Consider the following 25,288-nt stretch of genomic DNA (forward strand, 5'->3'; position numbering starts at 1 on the left):
AACGCGAGAAGCCTACGCCGGCCGCCGGTTCCGGCCTTGATCTGGGTCAACTGCAGCAGCGCTTGTTGACTCGCCTTGCCCGCCGCCGCACACAATCGGCCCAACGACAAAACAAACGGGAGGCGTCATGTTCACCAATCTGTTTTCGCTCGATGGCCGCATTGCACTCGTCACCGGCGGCTCGCGCGGCATCGGCAAGATGATCGCAGCGGGATTTCTCAGCCAGGGCGCAGCGAAGGTCTATATCACCGCGCGCAAGGCCGGGCCGTGCGAAGCCACCGCAAAAGAACTCTCCGCGCAGTATGCGGGCGAATGTATTGCGTTGCCGATCGACATTTCGACAATGAGCGGCATCGAGATGCTGGCTGCCGAAATCAAGAAGCGCGAACCCAAGCTCGACATTCTCGTCAATAATGCGGGCGCCGCCTGGGGCGCGGACTTCGATGAATTTCCGGAGAGCGGCTGGGACAAGGTAATGACGCTGAACGTCAAGACACCGTTCTTTCTAACCAAGGCGCTGGCCGGACCGCTGCGTGCAGCAGCCAGCGCGGACAAGCCCGCCAAGGTCATCAATATCGCGTCCATCGACGGCATCTTCGTCAATCCGATGGAGACCTATTCCTATGCGGCGAGCAAATCCGGCCTGATCCACCTGACGCGGCGGATGGCCGTCAAACTGATCCAGGATCACGTCGTCGTCACGGCCATCGCGCCGGGCCCGTTTCAGTCGGACATGAACAAGGCTGCACGCGACAATGCCGATGAAGTGGCGACCCGCGTGCCCGCCGGCCGGATCGGCACCGACGAGGACATGGCGGGCGCCGCGATCTATCTCGCTTCGCGCGCCGGCGATTATGTGGTGGGCGCCACCATCGCGGTGGACGGTGGCATCGTTTACGCCAATCCCGGCATCAAGGGCGACGGCTGGGATTGATAACGGACAACGACGGTCCCCGGATGGAGCATCAGCCAAATCCAGGGGACCGGCTGCCGCCATAATCAGCCGAGGTTATAAAATAAGCAATTAACGAATTCCGGTCTCGCCCGAGACCGGAATCTTGCAAAGCAATTTTCAAACAAGATATTGAAATACCCCGAGATTAGCTCCGAATAAGATTGCCGATTGTCATTGTACACAATGGCACGCGCCTTGCTTCGTTAACTCCTGAGAGGCCCATGGCTCCTGGGGAGAGACGGCAAATGGCGGACTCACCACACTCAGCAACAGTTATAGCCGAACCCGGTCCGATCACGGTCGACTGGGCTGCGACAGCGCTCGTCATCATCGACATGCAGCGCGATTTCATGGAGCCCGGCGGCTTCGGCGAGACGCTGGGTAATGACGTGTCGCAACTCGCCAGCGCCGTCGCCCCGATCGCCGCGGTCCTGAAAGCCGCGCGCGAAACCGGGATGATGGTGGTGCACACCCGTGAGGGGCACCTGCCCGATCTCTCCGACGCGCCGCCCGCCAAGATCGAGCGCGGCGCGCCGTCACTGCGGATCGGCGATCCCGGCCCGATGGGACGCATCCTCATTCGCGGCGAAGCCGGCCACGACATCATTCCCGCGCTCTATCCGGTCGAAGGCGAGATCGTCATCGACAAGCCCGGCAAGGGCGCATTCTACGCAACGACGCTCGGCGCCGATCTCAAGGCGCGCGACATCGACACGCTGCTGGTCTGCGGCGTCACCACCGAAGTCTGCGTCAACACCACCGTCCGCGAAGCCAATGACCGCGGCTATCGCTGCATCGTCATTTCTGACGGCTGCGCGTCCTACTTCCCTGAATTCCACGAGATGGGCCTGAAGATGATCAAGGCCCAGGGCGGCATCTTCGGCTGGGTTGCCGACTCCGCCGCCATTCTCGACGCCATCACACGTTCTGAACATGCACCGGAGACTTCCAACAAACTTGCAGCAGGAGCATCACGATGAGCACGACCGCGGGGACGTTTTCTAAAGATTCTGCCGGCAAATCCGACTTCAAGCCCGCTCTATGGACGCCGGGCGACTGGAATGCGTTTTTCGGCTTCGGCACTAATATTCTCGTCAACATGCTGGTGCTGACCGGCCTGCTGCGCTTCGTGCTGAAGATGCCTGACAATATCGTGTTCGGACGCATTCTGCCGGCCATGGGCCTGATGATGTGCCTGTCGACGATGTACTACGCCTGGCTCGCCTACAAACTCGCGGAGAAGACCGGTCGCAGCGATGTCTGCGCGCTGCCCTCGGGCATCAGCGTGCCGCATATGTTCATCGTCACCTTTGTGATCATGCTGCCGATTTCGATCACCACAGGCGATCCCATCAAGGGCTGGGAGGCTGGCCTCGTCTGGGTGTTCTTCCAGAGCTTCATCCTGATGATCGGCGGCTTCATCGCACCCTGGATCCGCAAGGTGACACCGCGCGCCGCACTGCTCGGGACACTGGCCGGCGTCTCCATCGCCTTCATCGCGATGCGTCCGGCGCTTGAAATGTTCATGACGCCGGTGATCGGCTTGACCTGTTTCGCCATCATCATGCTGAGTTGGTTCGGCGGCTATAAATATCCCAAGGGGATTCCGGCCGGCCTCGTCGCGATCGGCGTTGGCATGGTGATCGCATGGGGCTCGACCCTGTTCGGCGTCGGCATTGGCGGCGTCAGTGTCGCCGGGGTGAAGGCCGCCTTTACCAATTTCGGCTTCTCGGTGCCGATCCCGGCCTTCGACCACGTGTTCTCCGGCTTCCAGTTCCTCGGCATTATCCTGGTCACCGCCATTCCCTATGGCATCTACGATCTGGTCGAGGCGATGGACAACGTCGAGAGCGCGGAAGCTGCCGGCGACGAATATCCGACCACCCGCGTGCTGACCGCCGATGGTGTCGTCTCGCTGATCGGCTGCCTGATGGGCAACCCCTTCATCAACGCGGTCTATATCGGCCATCCCGGCTGGAAGGCGATGGGCGGCCGGATCGGCTACTCGGCAGCTACCGGCCTGATGGTAATCGTACTTTCCTGGTTCGGCGTCATCTCACTGATGCTGGCCGTTATCCCTGTCGTCGCGATCTCACCGATCCTGCTCTATATCGGCATGCTGATCTGTGCGCAGGCCTTCGAGACCACGCCACGCGAACACGCGCCGGCCATCGCGCTTGCGCTCACGCCGCATCTTGCGGCCTGGGCCACGGTGCTGCTGTCGGGCGCACTCGGCGCGGCCGGCATGAATTTCGGCGCGATCCATTCGCCCGAATTCATAGCGAAGATGGGCCAGAACGGCGTGCTGTTCCACGGCCTTGAAGTCATGGGCGGCGGCTCAATCCTGGTCGGCCTGGTGCTCGGCGCCATCGCGGTCTTCGTCATCGAACGCAAATTCATCAATGCATCGGCCTTCGCTCTGGCCGGCGCGGTCCTGACCTTCTTCGGCTTCATGCACGGCGAGGCGATCGGGATCGGCGGCGGATTGGGGGTGACGCCCGGCGTCGCTCTCGCTTATGCTCTTGTTGCAGCCGGGCTCTTTGCCGCGGACAAGTTCGGCGCAACCAGCCTGTCTTCTGTCCCGCAATCGGAGCCGCCACTTGCCGTGCCTGCTGAATAACATCGTCTCAACCTGCGGGTGGCACACCCGTGCCATCCGCAGCAGGTTCGCATCGTGAGTGAGTCCGTTCCCGAGACCACCGTTCCCGAAACGATCGCCGCCATCGTCGCCGCGCATCGCGCCGGCACTGTGACGCCCGCACAGACAGTCGCCCGCAGCTATCAGCGCATCCGCGACCGCGGTGACACGGCGATCTTCATCACGCTCCGCAACGAAGCCGAGGCGATCGCCGAAGCCGAGGCGCTCGCTGCGAAGGATCCTGCAACGCTGCCGCTCTACGGCGTGCCGGTCGGCGTGAAGGACAATATCGACGTCGCCGGTCTGCCGACCACGGCGGCCTGTCCCGCTTTCGCCTATAACGCAACGCGCGATGCCAGCGCCGTGGCGCGGCTGCGCGCGGCGGGTGCGATCATCATCGGCAAGACCAATCTCGACCAGTTCGCGACAGGTCTGGTCGGCGTGCGCTCGCCCTATGGCATTCCGAAGAATGCGATCCGCGACGATCTCGTGCCCGGCGGATCGAGCTCAGGCTCTGCCGTCGCCGTGTCCGCAGGCCTCGTGCCGCTGACACTCGGCACCGACACCGCCGGCTCCGGCCGCGTGCCCGCCATGCTCAACAATATCGTGGGCCTCAAACCGAGCCTCGGCCTGATCCCGACCGCCGGCGTCGTGCCGGCCTGCCGCACGCTGGATTGCGTGTCGATCTTCACGCTCACGGTGGACGATGCTGTTGCCGCGCTCGATGTGATGGGCGGCTATGACGCGCATGATCCCTATTCGCGCAAGCGGGTGCCGGGTTCGCTCATCACGTTTCCGAAGGGCCTCAAGCTCGGCGTGCCACGCAACGGGCAGTTGATCTTCTTCGGCGACAAGGCCTCGGAGAAAGCCTATGCAGACGCGCTGAAGCGCTGGACCTCGCTGGGTGCGACGCTGGTCGAATTCGATCTCGAGCCGTTCTATGAAACCGCGCGGCTGCTCTACGACGGACCATGGGTCGCGGAGCGCCTGCTGGTGATCCGCGATCTGCTGGCGTCTGCGCCGGATGCGATCCATCCCGTCACGCGCGAGATCACCATCGCCGGTGCACGCCAGAGCGCGACCGATACGTTTGCGGCTCTGTACAAGTTGCAGGAGCTGAAGCGTGTCGCCGAACAGGCTTTCACGACTATCGACGCGCTGGTGCTGCCGACGGCGCCGACCGCCTATACGACGGCGCAGGTGCTGGCCAATCCCATCGAACTCAATTCGCGGCTCGGCACCTATACCAACTTCGTCAACCTGCTCGATCTCTGTGGCCTCGCCATCCCCGCCGCGATGCGTGCCGACGGCATTCCATTCGGCATCACTTTGCTGGCGCCGGGGGGCGACGACGCACTGCTCGCGAGCATCGGCCGGGTGTTTCACGCCGATACCAAATTGCCGGTTGGCGCCAGGGCCCTTCCGCAGCCGGCGCTGGCGGCACTGTCCACTGAGTTGGCCGAGGGCGAGATTGCGATTGCCGTCGTCGGTGCGCATCTCTCCGGCATGGCGCTGAATGGCGATCTTCAAGCGCTCGACGGTCGACTGCTGAAAGCGACGACCACAGCGCCGGACTACAAGTTCTACGCGCTGAACGGAACCACGCCGGCCAAGCCCGGCCTGTTGCGCGTCGCCGCTGGCTCGGGCGCGGAAATCGCTGTCGAAGTCTGGGCGCTGTCGGCAGAGGCTTTCGGCAAATTCGTTGCGTCGCTTCCGCAGCCGATGTCGATCGGTACACTGACGCTGTCCGACGGATCGAGCGTCAAGGGCTTCCTGGTCGAAGCCAAGGCTACGGAAGACGCTCGGGACATTTCGTCGTTTGGCGGATGGCGGGCCTATATGGCGAGCGTGAGATAGCGAAATCCGCTACGCGAATTTCGACCTCTCCCCGCAAGCGAGGAGAGGTAAGAAAACTTATGCCGCCCGGATATTCCCCATGAACCGATCGAGCTCGGCACGCAGGCGCGCGCTTTCGCTCGACAGGGTCTGCGCCGAATTCAGCACCTGAGCTGATGCGGCGCCGGTTTCAGTTGCGCCGCGATTCACGTCGACGATATCGCCGGCGACCTGCTGGGTGCCGTGGGCAACGCGCTGGACGTTCTGTGCGATTTCGCGCGTGGCAGCGCCCTGCTGCTCGACGGCGCTGGCGATCTCGGACGCAATGCCGGAGATTTCGCCGATGGTGCTGCCGATCTGCTTGATCGCCGACACCGACTCCTGCGTCGCGCTTTGCATACCGGCAATCTGGGTCGAGATTTCCTCGGTCGCCTTCGCGGTCTGGCTGGCCAGTGACTTCACTTCGGACGCCACAACCGCAAAGCCGCGGCCCGCATCTCCGGCACGCGCAGCCTCGATGGTCGCATTGAGCGCCAGAAGGTTGGTCTGTTCGGCGATCGCCGTGATGAGATCGACAACGTCGCCGATGCGCTGTGCGGCGCGCGACAATTCGCCGATGCGGGCATCGGTCTGCTGCGCCTGCACGACTGCGCTGTCCGCGATCTTGCTGGAGGTCTGCACCTGGCGGCCGATTTCATTGACCGAGAGCGAGAGCTCCTCGGTTGCGGTCGCCACCGACTGCATGTTCGAGGAGGCCTGATCCGATGCGCCGGCGACGCGGCTCGACAATCCCTCCGTGGTCTCGGCAGTGCGCGTCAGCGTGCCCGCTGCGGTTTCAAGCTGGCCTGCCGATGCCGACACGTTCGAGACGATCGCGCCCACCGCGGCCTCGAAATCGTCGGCAAAGCGGATGAGTTCGGCACGGCGCGCCGCACCGGCCTCGCGGCTTTGTTCTTCTTGAGTGGCGGCATCCCGCTCGGCCTTCGCGATGGCCTGTACCTTGAACTCTTCCACGGCGGACGCCATGTCGCCGAGTTCGTCGCGCCGGCCGAGTCCCGGCAGCACGACCTCGAAGTCGCCGGCTGCAAGCTTGCGCATCGCTGCGCACATCGCAATCATCGGACCGGCAATGCTGCGGCCCAGCAGCAGCGCAAGGATGGCACCGACGATGAAGCCGCCAACGCCCAGCACCATCACCTGGCGCTCGGTGTCCTGGATCGTGGTGTCGGATTCGGTTTCAAGACGCTGCTGATCGGACAGCAGATCCCCCTTCATCGCCGTCGACAGCTTGGTGATCGCTCCCGCCGTTTCTGACATCTCCTGAACGAGACCGTCGACCTTCTTGGTGTTCTCGACGAACTTGATGAAAGCATCAGCGTAGAGCTTCGTCTCCGCGGTGATCTCCTTCACCTTGTTGTTGATCTTGTCGTCATTGGCATAGATCGTCGCATACGAGTTCTGCAGGAACTTGATGCGGGCCGTCGCAGCATTCGAGGTCTTGTCCTCGGCCTTGCCAATATAGGTGTTCACGAGCGACGTCGCGGTAATGAACTGGGTGGTGATTTCCTTGACCTGATCCTGCACGGAGGCAAGGCCGGCCATGGTCGCGGTGTCGCCGAGATCATCGATCTTGTTACGCAGCATCAGGCTGGTGCGCGACAACTGGGTCGACGCGATGGTGTCGTTCTGTCCCTTGACGGTGAGGATGTCGGCGAACACCTTGGTGAAGGTAATGAATTCGCGGGACAGTTTGGTGATCTTGTCGAGCCGCGCGGAGTCCTTGGTCACCTTCATCGACTGGTCGATGGCGTCCTTCAGACTGGTTTCCGCAGCCTTCGCTGCCTTGGCGTCCGCTTCATTGCTGGTGAGGACGTAATAGCGCGTCAGCGCCTGATAGGAGGTCAGTTCGCGGTCGATATTGCGGGCCAGACCGGACTCCGCAACGCTGGTGCGATACGACACCACGCCGGCCGAGATGCGCTCGAAGCCGACATAAGCGAGCACCATGCTGAGCGCGGATATGGCGAGCACGGCGGCAAAGCCCAGCGTCACCTTGGCGCGGAATCTGAGGGCAGGAAACTTAAAAGAAGCCGGCTTCTTCCGGACAAGCGTCGTCGTTGCCACTTGGGCCCCCCGTTCATCGCTCCCAACATTCGGGTCATCACGCGCAAGCGCGCGCAAAGCCGATGCCCAAACCTACGGCACATTGGCTAAGGACGAGTAAACGGATACCGGAACTTCTGGAGGTTGCGTGGAGCTGAACGGGGGTGAGTAGCTCCCTCTATTCCGGGTAGGCGGCGGGACCGAACCCGGAATCTCGACATGGGAGTCTTCGGAGAGCCAAGCCACTCCGGGATTCCCCGCCACTCCAGTTAGAGTGGCTGAGGTTCGCACGGCTTCGCCGCGCGCCCCGGAATGACCGTGTTTGGGCTACGCCGCCATCGCGGGTGGGGTGAGCGACTGCCAGTTGTTGGCGAGCTGCAGCTTGGGCTCGGTGAGCGCCTGCAACTGCTCCAGCGTCATGCCCTCGACCATCTCGCGCACGAATAGGCCCTGCTCCGTGACATCAATGACCGCCAGATTGGTGTAGATGCGTTTGACGCAGCCCGGTGCCGTGAGCGGCAGGCGGCACTTCCTGAGAATGCGCGGTTTTCCGTTCTTGTCGGTGTGATCCATGATCACCCGGATCTCCTTGGCACCGACCGCTAGATCCATCGCGCCGCCGACGCCGGGCGGGAAGCTTGGGTCTTCCGTGGTCCAGTTGGCGAGATCGCCGGCTTCGGAGACTTCAAAGGCGCCGAGCAGGCTGACATCGAGATGCTTGCCGCGGATCATCAGGAACGCGTCGGCGTGATGCATGAACACGCCGCCCTTGATCAGCGTCGTGTAGTTCTTGCCGGCGTCGATCAGGTTCTCGTCTTCGGTGCCGGGCTCGGGTGCGGGCCCGAGCCCGAGAATGCCGTTCTCGCTATGGAAGATCACCTCGCGCCCGCCGGGCACATAGCTCGCTGCCCGCGTCGGCATGCCGATGCCGAGATTGACATAAGCGCCCTCCTGCAGGTCCTGCGCGGCGCGCCAAGCCATCTGGTCACGGTTGAGCGGCTTATACGTCGTCGTCATGCCTTTGCTCCCACTACCAAGATACGATCGATGAAGATGCTCGGCGTCACCACCGCTTCCGGATTCATGCTGCCAAGCTCGACCATCTCGTCCACCTGCACCACGCTGAGATCGGCAGCCATGGCCATGATCGGATTAAAATTACGTGCCGACTGGTTGTAGATCAGATTGCCCCAGCGGTCGGCCTTCATGGCACGCAGCAGCGCGATATCGCCTTTCAGCGGCTTCTCGAACACATGCAGCACGCCGTCGATCTCGCGGGTCTCCTTGCCCTCTGCGAGTTTCGTATGCGCCGTCACCGGCGAGAAGAAGCCGCCGAGCCCGGCGGCATGGGCATGCATGCGCTCGCTGATAATGCCCTGCGGCACCAGTTCGAGTTCCAGCGTCTTGGCACGATAGGCATTGAGGAAAGCGCTGTAGTCGCCGGAGCGCGGATAGGAACAGATCACCTTGGCTACGCGGCCGGAATTGATCAACCGGGCCAAACCAGTATCGCCATTGCCGGCATTGTTGTGGACGATGGTGAGATTGGTCGCACCCTGCTCGTGCAGCGCCTCCAGCAGATCATCGGCAATGCCGACAGTACCGAACCCGGCCACCAGGACGACTGCCCCGTCCTTCACCCCAGCCACGGCCTCGGCCGGGCTGGCTACGCTCTTATCGATCACTCCCGAAAACTCCTCGTCGCGGAATTGTTATTGTCCGCAATCGCTTGCGGCGTTTGTTGCGGCGCGACTAGAGCATTCTGGCCCGCGGATATGAAGAGACAAATTTGCAGGAGGGATACGCGTGACTTTCCCTTCGCCCGCGGCGCGCAGCTTCGCTTCGCTGCGCTGGGAGAGAGGGGAGAAAGTCACCCCACCAAATTCCCAGTTGCAAACTTTCCGGACCGCGCTTCTAATTGGAATAATTAAAAAATACCGGGAGGTCTGCGTGTCCACAGTCAAGCTGACGGTCAATGGCAAATCTGTCTCTGCCACGGTCGAAGACAGAACGCTTCTCGTCCATTTGCTCCGTGAAAATCTCAATCTGACCGGGACCCATGTGGGCTGCGATACCAGCCAGTGCGGCGCCTGCATCGTCCATATCGACGGCAAGGCCGTGAAATCCTGCACCACTCTGGTCGGTCAGATCGACGGCGCCAATGTCACCACCATTGAAGGCATTGCCAAGGGCGACCAGCTGCATCCGATGCAGGCGGCGTTCCGCGACAATCACGGCCTGCAATGCGGTTACTGCACGCCGGGCATGATCATGTCGGCGATCGACATCGTAAACCGCCACGCCAGCGGTCTCGATGAAGAGACGGTGCGCCAAGAGCTCGAAGGCAATATCTGCCGCTGCACCGGCTACCACAACATCGTCAAATCGGTGCTCGACGCCGCCGGACGCATGAAGGTTGCGCAAGCGGCTGAATGAGCCGCGGCGCATTGATCTGAGCTGAGCCAACCGCGCCTTTCGATGGAAAGCGCGGACAATCAAAAACTCCGGCAGGGAGACCCATGAGATGGGCGTTGAAGGCATCGGCGCACGCGTTGCGCGCAAGGAAGACAAGCGTTTCATCACCGGCCGCGGCCGCTATGTCGACGACGTCAAGATCGTCGGCCTCACCCACGCGCATTTCATCCGCAGCCCGCATGCCCATGCCAAGGTCAAAGGTATCGACGCTTCCGCGGCAAAGGACATGCCGGGCGTGGTCGATGTGCTCACTGCACAGCAGTTGGTGGACGACAAGATCGGCAACCTGATCTGCGGCTGGGCGGTGTCTTCCAAGGACGGCACGCCGATGAAAATGGGCGCATGGCCGGCGATGGCCCCGGACACGGTGCGCTTCGTCGGTCAGGCGGTCGCCGTGGTGATCGCCGAGACCAAGAACCAGGCGAAGGATGCGGCTGAGGCCGTGGTCGTGACTTATGAAGAACTCCCTGCCGTCAGCAGCATGACCGCAGCGCTCGCCTCGGGCGCACCGCAACTGCATCCGGAAGCACCGGGCAACGTCGTCTATGACTGGGCGATCGGCGACGAGAAGCTGACCAATGACGCCTTCAGCAAGGCGGCCAAGGTCGTCTCGTTGGACCTGACCAATAACCGCCTGGTGCCGAATGCGATGGAGCCCCGCGCGGCCGTCGCGGAATATGACGAAGCTGAAGAGCACTTCACGCTTCACACGACATCGCAGAATCCGCATGTGGCGCGCTTGGTGCTGTCAGCGTTCTATAACGTGGCGCAGGAACACAAGCTGCGCGTGATCGCCCCCGACGTCGGCGGAGGCTTCGGGTCGAAGATCTTCATCTATCCCGAGGAAATGGTCGCACTCTGGGCCTCCAAGAAAGTGCGTCGCCCTGTGAAATGGACCGGCGACCGCACGGAAGCCTTCCTCACCGACGCGCATGGCCGCGATCACATGTCCCATGCCGAGATGGCGTTCGACGCCAACAACAAGATCCTGGGCCTGCGGGTGAAGACCCACGCCAATTTCGGCGCCTATATGTCGCTGTTCTCGTCCTCGGTGCCGACCTATCTCTACGCCACGCTGCTGTCGGGCCAGTACAATATCCCGACCATCTATGCCGAGGTGATGGGCGTCTATACCAACACCACGCCGGTCGATGCCTATCGCGGCGCCGGACGCCCGGAAGCGAGCTATCTGGTGGAACGGCTGATGGAGACATCGGCGCGGCAGTTGAAGGTCGATCCGGCCGAATTGCGCCGTATCAACTTCGTCACTCAATTCCCCCATCAGACACCCGTCATCATGGCCTATGACATCGGTGACTTCGGGGCCTCGCTCGACGCGGCGCTGAAGGCGATCGACTATGCCGGCTTCCCGGCACGGAAGGCCAAGGCGAAAGCCGCCGGCAAGCTGCGCGGCCTTGGCTTCTCCTGCTATATCGAGGCCTGCGGCATCGCACCGTCCAAGGCGGTCGGCTCGCTCGGCGCCGGCGTCGGCCTGTGGGAATCCGCGGAAGTTCGCGTCAACCCGGTCGGCACCATCGAAGTGCTGACAGGATCGCACAGCCACGGTCAGGGCCATGAGACGACCTTCGCGCAACTAGTCGCTGACAGGCTCGGCATCTCCGTCGATCAGGTCCAGATCGTCCATGGCGACACTGACAAAGTGCAGTTCGGCATGGGCACCTATGGTTCGCGCTCGGCAGCCGTCGGCATGTCCGCGATCTTCAAGGCGATGGAGAAGGTAGAAGCCAAGGCGAAGAAGATCGCCGCGCATCTGCTCGAAGCCTCCGAAGGCGACATCGTCATCGAGAATGGCGAGTTCAAGGTGGCCGGCACCGACAAGGCGATCGCGCTGCCGATGGTCGCGCTCGCCGCCTATACCGCACACAACCTGCCGGATGGCATGGAGCCCGGGCTGAAGGAAGGCGCGTTCTACGACCCCACCAACTTCACCTTCCCGGCCGGCGCTTATATCTGCGAGGTCGAGATCGACCCCGGCACCGGCAAGACCGACATCGTCGACTTCGTGGCCGTCGATGACTTTGGCCGGCTGATCAATCCGATGATCGTCGAGGGCCAGGTCCATGGCGGCCTCGCCCAGGGCATCGGGCAGGCGATGCTCGAAAGCGCTATCTATGACGACAACGGCCAACCGGTGACGGCATCGTTCATGGATTACGCCATGCCGCGTGCCGACGACGTGCCATCGTTCCGGGTCTCGCACACCACGACACTGTGCCCGGGCAATCCGCTCGGCGTGAAAGGCTGCGGCGAGGCCGGCGCGATCGGTTCGTCACCCGCCGTCATCAACGCCATCACCGATGCACTTGGCCACAACAAAATCGAGATGCCGGCGACGCCCGGCCGTGTCTGGGAAGCGCTGCAATTGCAGCAGGCAGCGGAATAAGGGAGACGCACGATGTACGAGACCACTTATCACCGCCCCGCCAGCATCGACGAAGCAGCGGCCCTGTTCGCTAAACATCCCGAGGCGAAATATCTCGCCGGCGGCCATACGCTGATCCCCGTGATGAAGCAGCGTCTTGCGGCACCCTCGGATGTCATCGACCTCGCCAAGATCAAGGACTTGATCGGTGTCGAGGCAACATCCGACGCGCTGATCATCAAGGCGGCGACGACCTATTACGACATCACGCAGAGTGCCGCCGCGAAGAAGGCGATCCCGGCGATCGTGCATCTGACGTCGGTGCTCGGCGACCCCGCCGTACGCTATCGCGGCACTATCGGCGGCTCCATCGCCAACAACGATCCCGCCGCTGACTATCCGGCGGCCGTACTGGCGCTGAATGCCACCATCAAGACCAACAAACGCGAGATCAAAGGCGAGGATTTCTTCCAGGGCTTGTTCTCGACGGCGCTGGAAGAGGACGAGATCATCACATCCGTGTCGTTCCCCATCCCGGCCAAGGCCGGCTACGCCAAGATGCGCCACCCGGCGTCGCGTTTCGCACTCACCGCGGTGTTCGTCGCACAGACAAAGTCCGGCGAAGTCCGCGTCGCTGCCACCGGCGCATCGCAGAGCGGTGTGATGCGCGTGCCGGCGATCGAAGCGGCACTGAAGGCGAACTGGTCGGCGGGAGCGCTGGATAGCGTGAAGATCTCAGCCGACGGGTTGATGGGTGACATCCATGGCTCGGCGGAATATCGCGCCAATCTCATCAAGGTGATGGCACAGCGAGCGGTGGAAGCGGCGGGCTGACATTCCATCGAACGGCAAAATGTGCGCGAGAAATCGCGCACATTTTTGTGCAGTGCCGCAGCATAGCCGCATGCACGATTGCGGCCAAAAGCTTCTTGCCCTCGTCATCTCCAGCATAGACAGTTTCCGGCAAATCGGTCCGTCGCCATCGACGACCAATATCAAGCATGGGAAACACAAGTGCAGGACACCACCATCGCGTCGTCGCGATCACAGACCAAAGCCACCGGCCCGCTGAAGGGCACACGCATCGTCGAATTCGCCGGCATTGGCCCCGGCCCGTTCGCGTGCATGCTGCTGGCGGACATGGGCGCCGAAGTGATTACGCTGGTGCGGCCGAAGCAGATGCCGAAGGGCGCTGCGTCACGCGGCCGCAAGGTCATCGAGGTCGACCTCAAGGACAAGGCTGCCATCGCACAGGTGCTGTCGCTGCTGGATAGCGCCGATGCGCTGGTGGAAGGCTATCGCCCCGGCGTGATGGAACGTCTCGGCCTCGGGCCGGAGGTCGTCCTCGGCCGCAACAAGAAGCTGGTCTATGGCCGTATGACCGGCTGGGGCCAGCATGGCCCGCTGGCGCAGGCCGCCGGCCACGACATCAACTACATCTCCATCACTGGCGCGTTGGCTGCCATCGGCGGCGCCGACAAACCCGTGCCGCCGCTCAATCTCGTTGGTGATTTCGGCGGCGGCTCGATGTATCTCGTCATGGGCATGCTCGCCGCCATGCTGGAAGCCAGCCGCTCCGGCCAGGGCCAGGTGGTGGACGCGGCCATGTGCGACGGCGCGGCATCCTTGATCACCATGTTCTTCGACATGACCGCGGCCGGTCGCTGGAAGGAAACCCGCGAGAGCAACATGCTCGATGGCGGCGCGCATTTCTACGGCGTCTACGAATGCAGCTGCGGCAGCTTCATCTCGATCGGATCGATCGAGCCGCAATTCTATGCCGAGCTGCGCGAACTCGCCGGGCTTTCGGAGGCTTGCTACGACAATCACATGGACCCGACAAACTGGGCCGCGGTGAAGGACAAGCTCACTGCCGTGTTCAAGACCAAAAGCCGCGACGAGTGGTCGAAGATCATGGAAGGTACCGATGTGTGCTTCGCGCCTGTGTTGACCATGTCGGAAGCAACAAAGCATCCGCATATGGTGGCACGCGAAGTGTTCATCCAGCATGAGGGCGCGACACAACCGGCACCCGCACCGCGGTTTTCGCGTACGCCATCGGCGGCACGGCCGGCAGTGAAGGTGGCGCTGGGTGATGCGGTGAAGGAGTGGCAGAGAGCCTAGGCTCTCTTGCTTCCCCTCCCTCAAGCGCAGCGAAGCTGCGTGCAGTGGGGAGGGTGGCGCGTTGCGAGCGCAGCGAGCAAACGTGACGGGTGGGGTGCCACAAGCACCGGCCGAGTGTGGGGCAGCCCCACCCGGCTGGCCTACGGCCATCCACCCTCCCCACTGCGCGCGGCTATGCCGCGCTTGGGGGAGGGAGAAGACTACGCTGCGGTCTTGTCCGCCACGTGCAGCACACCGCGCCTGATCTGATCTTCCTCGATCGACTCGAACAGCGCCTTGAAATTGCCCTCGCCGAATCCGTCGTCGCCCTTGCGCTGGATGAACTCGAAGAAGATCGGCCCGATCGCATTGGCCGAAAATATCTGCAGCAGAACCTTGGTCTCGCCGCCCTCGACCACACCCTCGCCGTCGATCAGGATGCCGTTCTTCTGCAGGCGCGAAACATCCTCGCCATGCCTGGGCAGCCGCGCATCGATCTTCTCGAAATAGGTCACAGGTGGCGCCGGCATGAAGGGCAGGCCATCGGCGCGCAGCTTCTCGATGGTCGTGTAGATATCCGTCACGCCGCAGGCGATGTGCTGGATGCCCTCGCCGTGATAGGTGTTGAGATATTCCTCGATCTGGCCGGCATCGCCGGCATCCTCGTTGATCGGAATCCGGATCTTGCCGTCAGGGCTCGTCAGCGCACGCGAGAACAGGCCCGAGGCGCGGCCCTCGATGTCGAAGAAGCGGATCTGGCGGAAATTGAACAGCTTCTCGTAGAAGCCGGTCCAGACATCCATGCGACCGCGATGGACGTTGTGGGTGAGGTGATCGAGATAGAACAGGCCGGCGCCTTCGGGCCGCGGGTTCTTCGCGCCCAGCCATTCGAATTCATGGTCATAGGCCGAGCCCTTGGCGCCATAGCGATCGACGAAATACAACAGGCTGCCGCCGATGCCCTTGATAGCGGGCACGTCGAGCGTCTTCTGCGCTGCGATCGCATCCGCCGGCTCGGCTCCGAGCAAGATCGCGCGGTCATAGGCCGCCTGCGCATCGACGACTCGGAACGCCATCGACGGCGCGCAGGGGCCGTGCGCGGCGACGAAATTGAAGCCGTGAGTTCCGGGCTCTTCGTTGACGAGATAGTTGATGTCGCCCTGACGATAGACCGTGATCTTCCTGGTCTTGTGCTTCGCGACGGGCACGTAGCCCATCAGCCTGAACAGGGCGTCGAGTTCTTCGGGCCTCGGATGCGCGTATTCAACGAATTCAAAGCCGTCGGTGCCCATCGGATTATGTGCCGAGATGGTGGCGGCCGGCGCGTCGTGCGGAAACGGACCCATGGTGATCTCCCGAAGCTGATTTGCATTATCGCTTGGCTGGAGTGTCGGTCGTTTCCGATGCAAGGTGCATGCAAACCGGCTAGGGATATGCCATGATCACGCACGACTCGTGCATCAAATGGACAATTTACGCATGATCCCGATAGATGCCTTCGATCTCAAGATGCTGGCCGCCTTGCAGGATGACGGCCGGCTGACCAATCAGCAGCTCGCCGATGCCGTCGGCCTGTCTGCCTCGCAATGCTCCCGGCGCCGGATGCGGCTCGAAGAGGAGAAAGTGATCTCCGGCTATCACGCCGACCTGTCATCGGACGCGCTCGGCTTCAACGTGATCGCCTTCATTCAGGTACAACTGGCCACCCACTCGCCGGACAATGCCAAGAAGTTCCGCACGCTGGTGCAGCGGGTTGACGAGGTGCAGGAGGCTTACTCGCTGACCGGCGACGCCGACTATGTGTTGAAGGCCGTGCTACGCGACCTGAAGGGACTGTCCGATCTCGTGAACAACGTGCTGATGCCGCATCAGAGCGTCGCACATGTGCGTTCGTCGATCGTGCTGGATCGGTTGAAGGAAACATCGCGGCTGCCGCTGAAATCGGCGCTCGCCTGAGCGCAAAGGGCATCGCCTGGGCGCAGCGGCTCAACATCCCGCGCCCGGATGCAGCATCGTAGGCATCCATCTCCCGGCGTCTCGTCTTCTGGCAGTTTCCGAACCACCGGCGTTCTGCCAAGATCGACGCAACGAATAGATCGGGGAGTGAACCATGGCACTGGCGCTGCGGCCAAACTGCGAATATTGCGACAAGGACCTGCCGCCCGCGGCACACGATGCATTCATCTGCACCTTTGAATGTACATTCTGCGCGGATTGCGTGGAGACCAAGCTCTTCAACGTGTGCCCGAACTGCGGCGGCGGTTTCGCCCCGCGTCCGATCCGGCCGGCCACCGAATGGCGGCCGGGACTTTCCGTTGCCAAGCGCCCGCCGTCGGACAAGCGCGTGCATCTCTCCCGCAGCCTCGAAGACATCGCCGAGCAGTCGGCGCGTATCAAGGATATTCCGCCGGAGAATCGCTAGCGCTTGTTCGGATCGAAGCGCTTCTCCAGGCCCTTCCAGCAATCCGCATAATCGCTCTGCAACGTTGCCGTCGTCGCAGCGTGTTCCGTCACGCACTGCGGGTAGCGGGTCTCGAACATGAAGGCCATGGTGCCGGTGAGCTTCACGGGCTTGAGCTCGCCATTGCTGGCGTGATCGAAAGCCTCGCGATCCGGACCGTGTGGCAGCATCATGTTGTGCAGGCTGATGCCGCCCGGCGTGAAGCCCTGCGGCTTGGCATCATAGACGCCGTAAATGAGACCCATGAATTCCGACATGATGTTCATGTGATACCACGGCGGCCGGAACGTGTTTTCCGCCACCGCCCAACGCTCCGGAAAGATCACGAAATCGATATTCGCGGTGCCCGCAGTTTCCGAGGGTGAGGTCAGCACCGTGAAGATCGACGGATCCGGATGATCGAAGCCGATGGCGCCCACCGGCGAGAAGGTGCGCAGATCGTATTTATACGGCGCATAGTTGCCGTGCCAGGCGACGACATCGATCGGCGAATGCGACAGCACCGTCTTGAACAGCGAGCCACCCCATTTCACATAGAGTTCGGTCAGCGTGTCCTTGTCTTCATAGGCGGCCACGGGCGTGAGGAAGTCGCGCGCATTGGCAAGACAATTGGCACCGATCGGTCCGCGCTCGGGCAGCGTGAAAGCGCCGCCATAGTTCTCGCAGAGATAGCCGCGCGCGGCGGCGCCCGTGAGTTCGACGCGGAACTTGACGCCGCGCGGGATCACCACGATCTCGCCTGGCTCAGCATCGATGCGGCCGAATTCGGTGACGAACAACAAGTTGCCCTGCTGCAGCACGAACATCAGCTCGCCATCGGCATTGTAGAAATGCTGATCCACCATCGACTTCGTGATCAGATAGACATGCGCCGCCATGCCGGCCTGGGTGCCGGCATCGCCCGCCGTGGTCATGGTCTGCACGCCCTGCAGGAAGGTCATGTCCTCCTTCGGAATCGGCGCAGGATCCCAGCGCAATTGAGCGATCGGCAGATCGTTCTCGTGGCACGGCGCGGTGCGCCACAGCTTGCTATCTGCCTTCTCGAACCGCCCGGAATGCTTCACCGACGGGCGGATGCGATAGAGCCAGGACCGCTCATTGGTGCCGCGTGGCGCCGTGAAGGGCGAGCCGGACAGTTGCTCCGCATAGAGTCCGTAAGCGCAGCGCTGCGGCGAGTTACGGCCGATAGGCAGCGCACCGGGTAGCGCTTCGGTCTCGAATGAATTGCCGAAGCCGGACATGTAGCCCGGTGTGACGTTGGACGTCGCACGGCTGATCAGATCGGGATGGGTATTGATGTTCATCTTCATCCTCCCTGCAAAGCGGCCCACATTTCGCGGTCGCGCTTATCGGTCCAGATTACGGGATCGTCGATCCCCGAGGCTTCATCGAAGGCACGCGACACATTGAACGGCAGGCAGTGCTCATAGATCGCAAAGCTCGAAAACTTCTTGTCCATGACGTCACGGGTCGCCGCCATGGTCTCCTTCAGGCTGCGCCCCTTGGCGACTGACAGCTCCGCCGCGCCGTAGAGCGACATTACGAAGTCACGCGTCATCGCAATTGCCTCGCGGGTCGTCTCCAGCCCCTTCAGCGCATCGCCTCGACCGGGCGCAATGGCTTTCGGGTTGAAGGCCCGGATCTCGTTGAGCGTCGACGGCCATTCGCGCAACAGCGCATCGCCGCAATAACAGGCCGAGTGATATTCGATCAGATCGCCGGAGAACATGACTTCGGCATCGGGCACCCAGGCGACGATATCGCCGGACGTATGACCGGCACCAAGCTGCATCAGGCGCACTTCGCGCTTGCCGAGGAAGATCGACATCTCGCCCTCGAAGGTCAGCGTTGGCCAGGTCAAGCCGGGAATGCTCTCGGCATCCTGGAACAGACGCGGGAAACGCCCGAACTCGGAATCCCAGTCCTGCTGGCCGCGCTCTCCCACCAGCCGATAGGTTTCCTGCGACGCGACCACGCCCTGCGCCTTGTAGGCGGACGCACCAAGCACACGCACCGCGTGGTAATGCGACAGCACGACATATTTGATCGGCTTGTCGGTGACCGTTCGCACGCGCTCGATCACCTTGTTGGCCATCGCCGGTGTCGCCTGCGCGTCGAACACGATGCAACCGTCATCGCCGACGATGACCGCCGAGTTCGGATCGCCCTCGGCCGTGAAGGCATAGAGATCGGGACCGATCTCCGAGAAGGTGACCTTCTTCTCGGTCATGTCGGTGGTGGATGCGAAACCTTTGGTCATCAAATTCTTCCTTTGATTCTTGTCATTCAGTTCGTGTGGCGACAGGCAGCCGCCGCTTCGCCAGCGCAATCGCGTCACCGAGCACAGCGGCATCGCCGATATGATTGGCGAGGATCAGCACCAGCGCCGTATCGAGCGCCGCGCTTTGATCGTCGGTCAATCCGCGATGCGCCTCGACAATCGCACGATAGGCGTCGTCGGGACTGGCGAAATTGGACGTCGTCGACAGCGCCGTCATGACGGCCTCCCGCAGGCACGCGCGACCGCAGCCTTGATCACCTGCGGTGTTGGATGCCGGAAACGCGCGGCGATATAGCCATCGGGGCGCAGCAGATAGGCGTTTCCTGGATCGGCACCGTAGCGCGCCTTGAACAACCCGGTCTCGTCGCGCAGCGCCGCATCATCGCCGACGACCAGACGCGCCACGCCCTCGGGCAGTTCGATCGCCTGACCATCCGACTGCAACACGGTAAAGCCGCGGCCGGCTCCGGCGAAACATTCCGAGAGAAACACATGTGCGCCGTCATCGCTGACAAGCGGCACATCCGGCATATGCGCGCCCGGCTGCGGACCGACCGACCAGTCATCGCTATCGGCGGTCGAAAGCGGCGTCTGATAGACCGACGGCACGGACAGCCGCCCGCCATTGATCATCCGCTTGGCGAAATCAGCTTCTTTGGCGAGGGACAGCACGGCTTGCCGCATGCGCTGTTCCTGCTTCGAATGCGGCGCGATGAAATCCGTCGCATGGGTCGAGGCACGGATGTTCTCGTCCGCGGCCGGACCACGCTCGGCGTCATAGCTCGCCAGCAGCGACGTCGGCGCATCGCCCGCCAGCACCAGTGCCAGTTTCCATGCGATGTTCTCGGCATCTTCAAGGCCGGAATTGGCACCACGCGCGCCGAAGGGCGACACCTGATGCGCGGCGTCGCCGGCGAAGATCACGCGCTCATGCAGGAAGCGCTGCATGCGGCGGCACTGGAATTTGTAGACCGAGATCCACTCGAAATCGAAATCGTCGTGGCCGAGCATGCGCGCGATGCGCGGACGTACTTTCTCCGGCCGCCGCTCCTCGGTGGGGTCTGCGTCCGGTCCGAGCTGCAGATCAATACGCCAGACATCATCGGGCTGACGATGCAGCAGTGCGGACTGGCCCGAATGGAACGGTGGATCGAACCAGAACCAGCGCTCGGTTGGGAATTCCGCGGTCATCTTGACGTCGGCGATCAGGAACTGATCCTCGAACACCTCGCCAGAAAAATCCGCGCCGACCATGCCACGCAGGCCGGAGCGTGCGCCATCGCATGCGACGACGTAATCCGCGCGTAGCGTGTAAGGCCCGTCGGGCGTCTCGACGGTGAGTTCGGCGTGATCGTTGTGCTGAGCCAGCGCGATGACCTTGTTGCGCCAGCGCAGATCGATCTCCGGCAACTGGTGCACGCGATCAACCAGAAAGGATTCAGCGTAATATTGCTGCAGGTTGATGAAGGCGGGCATCTTGTGGCCGGTCTCGGGCAGCAGATCGAACTGGTAGAGCATGTCCGGTCCGAGAAAGATCTTGCCGACCTTCCACACCACGCCCTTGTCGATCATGCGATCGGCGGCACCGAGACGGTCCCAATATTCGAGCGAGCGTTTGGAGAAACAGATGGCTCGCGAGCCATCGCCGATCCGATCGGCGTCGTCGACCAGCACCACGCGCTGGCCGCGCTGCGCCAGATCGATGGCCAGTGACAGGCCGACAGGGCCAGCGCCCACAATCACTACGGGATGACGCGCTGCATCAACAGCAGGGCGTGCCTGATCGGCATGGCGGCGATAGGCAAACTGGCGGACATGCTGCGCCATGGCTCAACCCCTGCCCTGCAACTGGATGCATTTTCGGATCAACGCTGGTCTGGCCAACGGACCGCACTCCCTCTAAGATAGTCTCATTTGCAACCATCTAAACGCCGGACCCGTGGCGGCGTCAACAGCAGAATCGGTGGCTCCGTGGCAAAATTCGACCTGTTTCAGTTCGTTCCGTTCCGGCTGAACCGGCTGGCCGCGGAGGTCAGCGCCGCATTGTCCGACGAATATCAGGTACGCTATGGGCTCGACATTCCGGAATGGCGCGTCATCGCCACGCTGGGCTTTCGCGACGACGCCTGCAGCGCGCAGTTCATTTCGCAATGCACACGCACGCATAAATCCACCATCAGCCGCGCGGTCACCGCCCTGCTGGAACGCGAACTCATCGAGCGCGTCGAGAACGAAGATGATCGCCGCGCCTTCGAACTGCGTCTCTCCGCGAAAGGCATCGCGCTCTATGAAGAGCTGATCCCGCGCCTGCTGCACAAGGAACGCGACATCCTGTCATGCCTGACGGCGCAAGAGCGCAAGGATTTCGCCGCCACACTCGGCAAGATCGAGCGTAGCCTTGAGCTCGTACAGACACGGCATGGGCAAAAAGCTGGCGCCTACTAAGGCGCGCGTTCTTCCCTCGCCCCGCGTGCGGGGAGAGGTCAGAAGCTAACCTGTTACGAAAGAGCGCGAGGGCGCCACATGCAGCGCATAGGCATCGGCCTTGCTGCCCTCAACACGCGGATAGAGCTCGCGCACCAGCGGATCATGGCCGGGAATAATACGATCAGGGTGGCCGGCAAGGCGCTCGCAGGTGGTCCAGCCGTCGCACATGTCGCCGATATTGTAGACGATCGGAAACGGGCTGCGGCGCTGCATATTACCGTAATAATGCGAGGCGTCCGAGGCGAGCACCACCGGGCCGCGCGCGGTTTGCACGCGCACGATCTGCAGACCATCGGAATGGCCACCAACGCGGTGCAGTGTGACGCCCGGCGCAACCTCGCCATCGCCATTATGGAACGTGACGCGTTCATTGAACACGTGTCGCACCATCAGCGTGACGTCCTCCGCCGAGAACGGATGCCGCAGTAGCCCGTTGCACATGCAGCGGCCCGTCGCGTAGCTCATCTCGCGGTCCTGCAGATGGAACCGGGCATTGGGGAGACGATCGAGATTGCCGGCATGGTCGTAATGCAAATGCGTGACGATGACGTCGCGGATGTCTGCCGCGCGCACGCCGAAATCGGCCAGCGCGTCGATGGGATTGATCGTGAGCTTACGGCTGCGCTCCTTCGAAGCGGCTTCGTTGAAGCCGGTATCGACAAGGATGTCGCGGCCACCGCCGCGGATCAGCCAGACGAAATAATCGAGATCGGCCGCTGCAGTCTCATGGGGATCGGGGGCGAGATAATTCATCTGCGGCGTCCGCGGCGTCATCGTGGCATAGCGGATCGCATAGATTTCGTAAGTCGCGCTCATTCGTCCCGTCCCGTTCCTGGTCGTTGTTGTGCGCAACAAGCCATCGCCACCGGAAAAGGTCAAACCGTTCCAGCCACCGGAATGACCGGGAACCGGGACTGCAGCGACAACGCCAGACGCGTGATGAATTGACGCGATAGCTGCTGCCCACGCCGCACGTTGACAGCCGCGATCACGCCGGTTTGATAATGCGAATGGCGTGGATTAGTGTCGCTGCGGCGCAAGCCTCAGCTTGGACAGCGCCCTCAAGTCTGGACTGGTTTCATTATGAAAATGCGCATTGCTCTGATCGCTCTCCTGACGTTTGCCGCCACGCCCATCTGGCAGGCCTCCGCCGCGGAAGATCGGACCCACCGGATCGCACTGGTGATCGGCAATGCGAAATATCCGGACGCCGAGGCTCCACTCAAGGAGCCTATCAACGACGCCCGCGACGTCGCCGCCGAATTGAAGCGCGACGGATTTGAGGTCGATACCGGCGAAAACCTCGGCGGTGATGGCATGCGCCGGGCGCTCGACAAATTCTACGGCAAGGTGAAGCCCGGCTCGGTAGCCCTGGTATTCTTCAGCGGCTTCGGCATCCAGTCGGCGCGGCAGAGCTACATGATCCCGGTCGATGCCCAGATCTGGACCGAGCCCGACGTGCGCCGCGACGGCTTCAGCCTCGAGACCGTGCTGGGCGAGATCAATGGCCGCGGCGCCGGCGTCAAGATTGCGCTTTTGGACGCATCTCGCCGCAATCCGTTCGAACGCCGGTTCCGCAGCTTCTCCGCCGGACTCGCTCCGGTGATCGCACCGAGCGGCACGCTTGTGATGTATTCGGCTGCACTTAGCTCCGTGGTCAGCGATGGCGGCGGTGATCACGGGTTGTTTGTCAGCGAATTGCTGAAGGAAATCCGGGTTCCAGATCTCACCGCCGAGCAGACGCTGAACCGGACCCGCGTCAACGTCACCCGCGCGTCGCGCAGCGAACAGGTGCCGTGGATTTCCTCGTCGCTGGCAGAAGACTTCTCTTTCATAGCGGGAACGCGCCCGGCATCAGCGCCTGTGGCGGAAGCCAAACCGGCCGATCCGGCGCCGGCTGCGACGCCACGCCCCTCTGCTGTGGCCAAGCCGGAAGTCGTCGCCGCACCTGCGGCTCCTGCACCTTCACCTGCACCTGCTACATCCACGCCGGCCGCTCCAGCAGCAGCGCCTGCGCCGGCCGCGGCACCGACTCCTGCCCCCGCCGTCGCCGCCGAAGTGCCCCGTGACGAAAACAAGATCCTGCTGGCGCTGGCGGAGGATCCGACCGTCAAATCGCTGAACGTCAAGCTGACCGATAATCCGGAAGACGCCGGCGCGCTGTATCGCCGTGGCCAAGTCTATGCCAGCAAAGGCGCCTATTCCGCGGCGATCAAGGATTTCGACGCCACGATCAAACTGAATCCCAAGGATGTCGAGGCCTACAACAACCGTTGCTGGGCACGCACCGTGACCGGCGACCTCGCCGCCGCGCTCAAGGACTGCAACGAGGCCCTGCGCCTGCGCCCGAATTTCGTCGATGCGCTGGACAGCCGCGGCCTGGTCAATCTCAAGAACGGCCAGAGCAAGAATGCGATTGCGGATTTCGACGCTGCGCTGAAGATCAATCCGCAGCTGACCTCATCGCTCTATGGCCGCGGCCTGGCCAAACATCGCCTTGGCCAGACCGCTGAAGGCGATCTCGACATCACCAATGCCAAGGCCATGGACCCGGACATCGTCAAGGAATTTGCCGGCTACGGCGTCCGATAGCACGGCGTGCGATAGCACTGCCTCCGGTGATCCCCAGAGGTCACCGGAATTTCGCAGGAAAGCCGCAAGAAATCGCAGGAAAATCGCAGGAAATCCGCACGCCCGGTTTGAACCTCCGGCGCGCGAGCGGACACTATTGATGGCAAGCCGGAAGCCATCCTGAAGCGATCCGGCACCAGATTTTGTTGGATTTGATTCAAGCGCGTTTCGCGCGACTAAATGAAGGATGCACCCATGTCGAACACATCCGCACGCCCTAGCTTCAAGGCCCTTCGCACGATCGCCATGATCAGCGTCGCCCTGTCGCTGACCGCAGGCATTGCCGCGGCGGCTGAGGAAGTGACCTCCGATCAGATCCTGCGCGCATTGGCACCGAAGAAGCCTCTGACCCGCGGTCTGTCGATGACGCCGCCGGCCGAGCCGGCCGTCAATGCCGCCGAAGGCAAGTTCGTCGACTCCCTTCGCAATCGCAGCACGCGGTCGCTGTCGATCGGCGAGCGCGAGCAGATCGCCGCCGTCGCCCAGACCAAGCCGGCGATCGATCTGGAAATTACCTTCGACTATAACTCGGCGAATATCAGCAAGAAGTCGCTGTCCTCGGTGCAGGCCCTTGGCAAAGCGCTGAGCAGCGAAGACCTCAAGGGCGCGACCTTCGTGGTCGCCGGCCATACCGACGCCGTCGGCGGCGAAGAATACAACCAGGATCTCTCCGAGCGCCGCGCTGATGCCATCAAGCGCTATCTGACGGACAAATACGGCATCGCCGGCGCCGACCTCGTCACCGTCGGTTATGGCAAGGGCAAGCCGAAGGCCGGCGTTGCGCCGACCGATCCGTCCAACCGCCGCGTTCAGGTGGTGAACATGGCGAACAAGACCACCGCATCCCAATAGAGCTCGGTGGTACCTCCGAGCTTGCTGCGGATTGCCGCACCACTGCGTTCCGCGCCACGCGGGACGCTGTTTGCTGTGGTGAT

The 25,288-nt window shown here is 62.5% G+C and carries 22 protein-coding genes; 13 read left to right on the top strand and 9 right to left on the bottom strand.

The annotated features are described in order from the left end of the window. The first annotated feature begins 127 nt into the window (after window positions 1-127). From AB8A33_RS25125 to atzF, 4 genes are all read left to right on the top strand, one after another. Window positions 128-934, top strand: coding sequence for an SDR family oxidoreductase (locus tag AB8A33_RS25125; protein WP_439095281.1), 807 nt, complete (start codon window positions 128-130; stop codon window positions 932-934). A 266-nt stretch (window positions 935-1,200) separates the two neighbouring features. Beyond that, entirely contained in the window at window positions 1,201-1,935 is a 735-nt protein-coding gene (locus AB8A33_RS25130; protein WP_439095282.1) for a cysteine hydrolase family protein, read from the top strand. Next, window positions 1,932-3,575 carry a regulator gene (locus AB8A33_RS25135; protein WP_439095283.1) on the top strand — a complete coding sequence of 548 codons (1,644 nt, stop codon included), beginning with the start codon at window positions 1,932-1,934 and terminating at the stop codon, window positions 3,573-3,575. The genes AB8A33_RS25130 and AB8A33_RS25135 overlap by 4 nt, the downstream gene beginning before the upstream one ends. A gap of 54 nt (window positions 3,576-3,629) precedes the next feature. Continuing rightward, window positions 3,630-5,450 carry an allophanate hydrolase gene (gene atzF, locus AB8A33_RS25140; protein ID WP_439095284.1) on the top strand — a complete coding sequence of 607 codons (1,821 nt, stop codon included), beginning with the start codon at window positions 3,630-3,632 and terminating at the stop codon, window positions 5,448-5,450. Between the two features lie 57 nt (window positions 5,451-5,507). Here atzF and AB8A33_RS25145 read toward each other — a convergent pair whose 3' ends face one another. The 3 genes from AB8A33_RS25145 to AB8A33_RS25155 form a co-directional block, all read right to left on the bottom strand. Continuing rightward, entirely contained in the window at window positions 5,508-7,553 is a 2,046-nt protein-coding gene (locus tag AB8A33_RS25145; protein WP_439095285.1) for a methyl-accepting chemotaxis protein, read from the bottom strand. 306 nt (window positions 7,554-7,859) lie between these two features. Further along, complete coding sequence (locus AB8A33_RS25150; RefSeq protein ID WP_439095286.1) at window positions 7,860-8,549, bottom strand: 3-oxoacid CoA-transferase subunit B; 690 nt, start codon at window positions 8,547-8,549, stop codon at window positions 7,860-7,862. Then, on the bottom strand, window positions 8,546-9,217 hold the full coding sequence (locus AB8A33_RS25155) for a 3-oxoacid CoA-transferase subunit A (RefSeq protein ID WP_439095287.1): 672 nt from the start codon (window positions 9,215-9,217) through the stop codon (window positions 8,546-8,548). Before AB8A33_RS25155 ends, AB8A33_RS25150 begins: the two co-directional genes overlap by 4 nt. 265 nt (window positions 9,218-9,482) lie before the next feature. Here AB8A33_RS25155 and AB8A33_RS25160 point away from each other — a divergent pair, with 265 nt between their 5' ends. The 4 genes from AB8A33_RS25160 (at window position 9,483) to AB8A33_RS25175 (ending at window position 14,514) form a co-directional block, all read left to right on the top strand. After that, window positions 9,483-9,968, top strand: coding sequence for a (2Fe-2S)-binding protein (locus AB8A33_RS25160; RefSeq protein ID WP_439096051.1), 486 nt, complete (start codon window positions 9,483-9,485; stop codon window positions 9,966-9,968). A gap of 88 nt (window positions 9,969-10,056) precedes the next feature. Continuing rightward, the gene (locus tag AB8A33_RS25165) at window positions 10,057-12,411 is read left to right on the top strand and encodes a xanthine dehydrogenase family protein molybdopterin-binding subunit (protein ID WP_439095288.1); all 2,355 of its coding nucleotides are present in this window, start codon (window positions 10,057-10,059) and stop codon (window positions 12,409-12,411) included. Window positions 12,412-12,423: 12 nt separating this feature from the next. Then, on the top strand, window positions 12,424-13,224 hold the full coding sequence (locus AB8A33_RS25170; RefSeq protein WP_439095289.1) for an FAD binding domain-containing protein: 801 nt from the start codon (window positions 12,424-12,426) through the stop codon (window positions 13,222-13,224). A 180-nt stretch (window positions 13,225-13,404) separates the two neighbouring features. Then, window positions 13,405-14,514 (top strand): CaiB/BaiF CoA transferase family protein, encoded by a 1,110-nt coding sequence (locus tag AB8A33_RS25175; protein ID WP_439095290.1) that lies wholly within the window; start codon window positions 13,405-13,407, stop codon window positions 14,512-14,514. A 200-nt stretch (window positions 14,515-14,714) separates the two neighbouring features. Here AB8A33_RS25175 and hppD read toward each other — a convergent pair whose 3' ends face one another. Then, window positions 14,715-15,839 carry a 4-hydroxyphenylpyruvate dioxygenase gene (hppD, locus tag AB8A33_RS25180; RefSeq protein WP_439095291.1) on the bottom strand — a complete coding sequence of 375 codons (1,125 nt, stop codon included), beginning with the start codon at window positions 15,837-15,839 and terminating at the stop codon, window positions 14,715-14,717. Window positions 15,840-15,972: 133 nt separating this feature from the next. Between hppD and AB8A33_RS25185 the strand changes: the two genes are divergently transcribed. Together AB8A33_RS25185 and AB8A33_RS25190 are read left to right on the top strand one after the other, a co-directional pair. Continuing rightward, window positions 15,973-16,449 (top strand): Lrp/AsnC family transcriptional regulator, encoded by a 477-nt coding sequence (locus tag AB8A33_RS25185; protein WP_439095292.1) that lies wholly within the window; start codon window positions 15,973-15,975, stop codon window positions 16,447-16,449. Between the two features lie 154 nt (window positions 16,450-16,603). After that, the gene (locus AB8A33_RS25190) at window positions 16,604-16,915 is read left to right on the top strand and encodes a DUF1272 domain-containing protein (RefSeq protein ID WP_439095293.1); all 312 of its coding nucleotides are present in this window, start codon (window positions 16,604-16,606) and stop codon (window positions 16,913-16,915) included. Here the strand turns inward: AB8A33_RS25190 and hmgA are convergent. From hmgA to AB8A33_RS25210, 4 genes are read right to left on the bottom strand one after another with little or no spacing between them, the layout of a single operon-like run. Further along, on the bottom strand, window positions 16,912-18,258 hold the full coding sequence (hmgA, locus tag AB8A33_RS25195) for a homogentisate 1,2-dioxygenase (RefSeq protein WP_439095294.1): 1,347 nt from the start codon (window positions 18,256-18,258) through the stop codon (window positions 16,912-16,914). The two genes, AB8A33_RS25190 and hmgA, sit on opposite strands and share 4 nt — an antisense overlap. A 2-nt stretch (window positions 18,259-18,260) precedes the next feature. Beyond that, entirely contained in the window at window positions 18,261-19,214 is a 954-nt protein-coding gene (locus tag AB8A33_RS25200) for an MBL fold metallo-hydrolase (protein ID WP_439095295.1), read from the bottom strand. 22 nt (window positions 19,215-19,236) lie between these two features. Next, entirely contained in the window at window positions 19,237-19,452 is a 216-nt protein-coding gene (locus tag AB8A33_RS25205) for a DUF2783 domain-containing protein (RefSeq protein WP_309940827.1), read from the bottom strand. Next, window positions 19,449-21,062, bottom strand: coding sequence for an FAD-dependent oxidoreductase (locus tag AB8A33_RS25210; RefSeq protein WP_439095296.1), 1,614 nt, complete (start codon window positions 21,060-21,062; stop codon window positions 19,449-19,451). Before AB8A33_RS25210 ends, AB8A33_RS25205 begins: the two co-directional genes overlap by 4 nt. A 144-nt stretch (window positions 21,063-21,206) precedes the next feature. Between AB8A33_RS25210 and AB8A33_RS25215 the strand changes: the two genes are divergently transcribed. Next, window positions 21,207-21,680 (top strand): MarR family winged helix-turn-helix transcriptional regulator, encoded by a 474-nt coding sequence (locus tag AB8A33_RS25215; RefSeq protein ID WP_439095297.1) that lies wholly within the window; start codon window positions 21,207-21,209, stop codon window positions 21,678-21,680. A gap of 45 nt (window positions 21,681-21,725) precedes the next feature. On the opposite strand, the gene AB8A33_RS25220 is transcribed toward AB8A33_RS25215, so the two are convergent. Continuing rightward, window positions 21,726-22,538 carry an N-acyl homoserine lactonase family protein gene (locus tag AB8A33_RS25220; RefSeq protein ID WP_439095298.1) on the bottom strand — a complete coding sequence of 271 codons (813 nt, stop codon included), beginning with the start codon at window positions 22,536-22,538 and terminating at the stop codon, window positions 21,726-21,728. 267 nt (window positions 22,539-22,805) lie between these two features. Here AB8A33_RS25220 and AB8A33_RS25225 point away from each other — a divergent pair, with 267 nt between their 5' ends. Both AB8A33_RS25225 and AB8A33_RS25230 read left to right on the top strand, forming a co-directional pair. After that, window positions 22,806-24,314: a caspase family protein gene (locus AB8A33_RS25225; protein WP_439095299.1), complete on the top strand. Its 1,509-nt coding sequence runs from the start codon at window positions 22,806-22,808 to the stop codon at window positions 24,312-24,314. A gap of 234 nt (window positions 24,315-24,548) precedes the next feature. Beyond that, on the top strand, window positions 24,549-25,205 hold the full coding sequence (locus AB8A33_RS25230; RefSeq protein WP_439095300.1) for an OmpA family protein: 657 nt from the start codon (window positions 24,549-24,551) through the stop codon (window positions 25,203-25,205). Window positions 25,206-25,288 lie beyond the last annotated feature (83 nt).

It is taken from the genome of Tardiphaga sp. 813_E8_N1_3, from assembly GCF_051811025.1.
Taxonomy (GTDB): domain Bacteria; phylum Pseudomonadota; class Alphaproteobacteria; order Rhizobiales; family Xanthobacteraceae; genus Tardiphaga.

Coding starts and splice junctions, on each gene's coding strand:
- AB8A33_RS25165 (WP_439095288.1), top strand. CDS start 10,057: ATGGGCGTTGAAGGCATCGGCGCACGCGTTGCGCGCAAGGAAGACAAG.
- AB8A33_RS25150 (WP_439095286.1), bottom strand. CDS start 8,549: ATGACGACGACGTATAAGCCGCTCAACCGTGACCAGATGGCTTGGCGC.
- AB8A33_RS25135 (WP_439095283.1), top strand. CDS start 1,932: ATGAGCACGACCGCGGGGACGTTTTCTAAAGATTCTGCCGGCAAATCC.
- AB8A33_RS25205 (WP_309940827.1), bottom strand. CDS start 19,452: ATGACGGCGCTGTCGACGACGTCCAATTTCGCCAGTCCCGACGACGCC.
- AB8A33_RS25225 (WP_439095299.1), top strand. CDS start 22,806: ATGAAAATGCGCATTGCTCTGATCGCTCTCCTGACGTTTGCCGCCACG.
- AB8A33_RS25190 (WP_439095293.1), top strand. CDS start 16,604: ATGGCACTGGCGCTGCGGCCAAACTGCGAATATTGCGACAAGGACCTG.
- AB8A33_RS25125 (WP_439095281.1), top strand. CDS start 128: ATGTTCACCAATCTGTTTTCGCTCGATGGCCGCATTGCACTCGTCACC.
- hppD (WP_439095291.1), bottom strand. CDS start 15,839: ATGGGTCCGTTTCCGCACGACGCGCCGGCCGCCACCATCTCGGCACAT.
- AB8A33_RS25210 (WP_439095296.1), bottom strand. CDS start 21,062: ATGGCGCAGCATGTCCGCCAGTTTGCCTATCGCCGCCATGCCGATCAG.
- AB8A33_RS25200 (WP_439095295.1), bottom strand. CDS start 19,214: ATGACCAAAGGTTTCGCATCCACCACCGACATGACCGAGAAGAAGGTC.
- hmgA (WP_439095294.1), bottom strand. CDS start 18,258: ATGAACATCAATACCCATCCCGATCTGATCAGCCGTGCGACGTCCAAC.
- AB8A33_RS25220 (WP_439095298.1), bottom strand. CDS start 22,538: ATGAGCGCGACTTACGAAATCTATGCGATCCGCTATGCCACGATGACG.
- AB8A33_RS25130 (WP_439095282.1), top strand. CDS start 1,201: ATGGCGGACTCACCACACTCAGCAACAGTTATAGCCGAACCCGGTCCG.
- AB8A33_RS25170 (WP_439095289.1), top strand. CDS start 12,424: ATGTACGAGACCACTTATCACCGCCCCGCCAGCATCGACGAAGCAGCG.
- AB8A33_RS25230 (WP_439095300.1), top strand. CDS start 24,549: ATGTCGAACACATCCGCACGCCCTAGCTTCAAGGCCCTTCGCACGATC.
- AB8A33_RS25185 (WP_439095292.1), top strand. CDS start 15,973: ATGATCCCGATAGATGCCTTCGATCTCAAGATGCTGGCCGCCTTGCAG.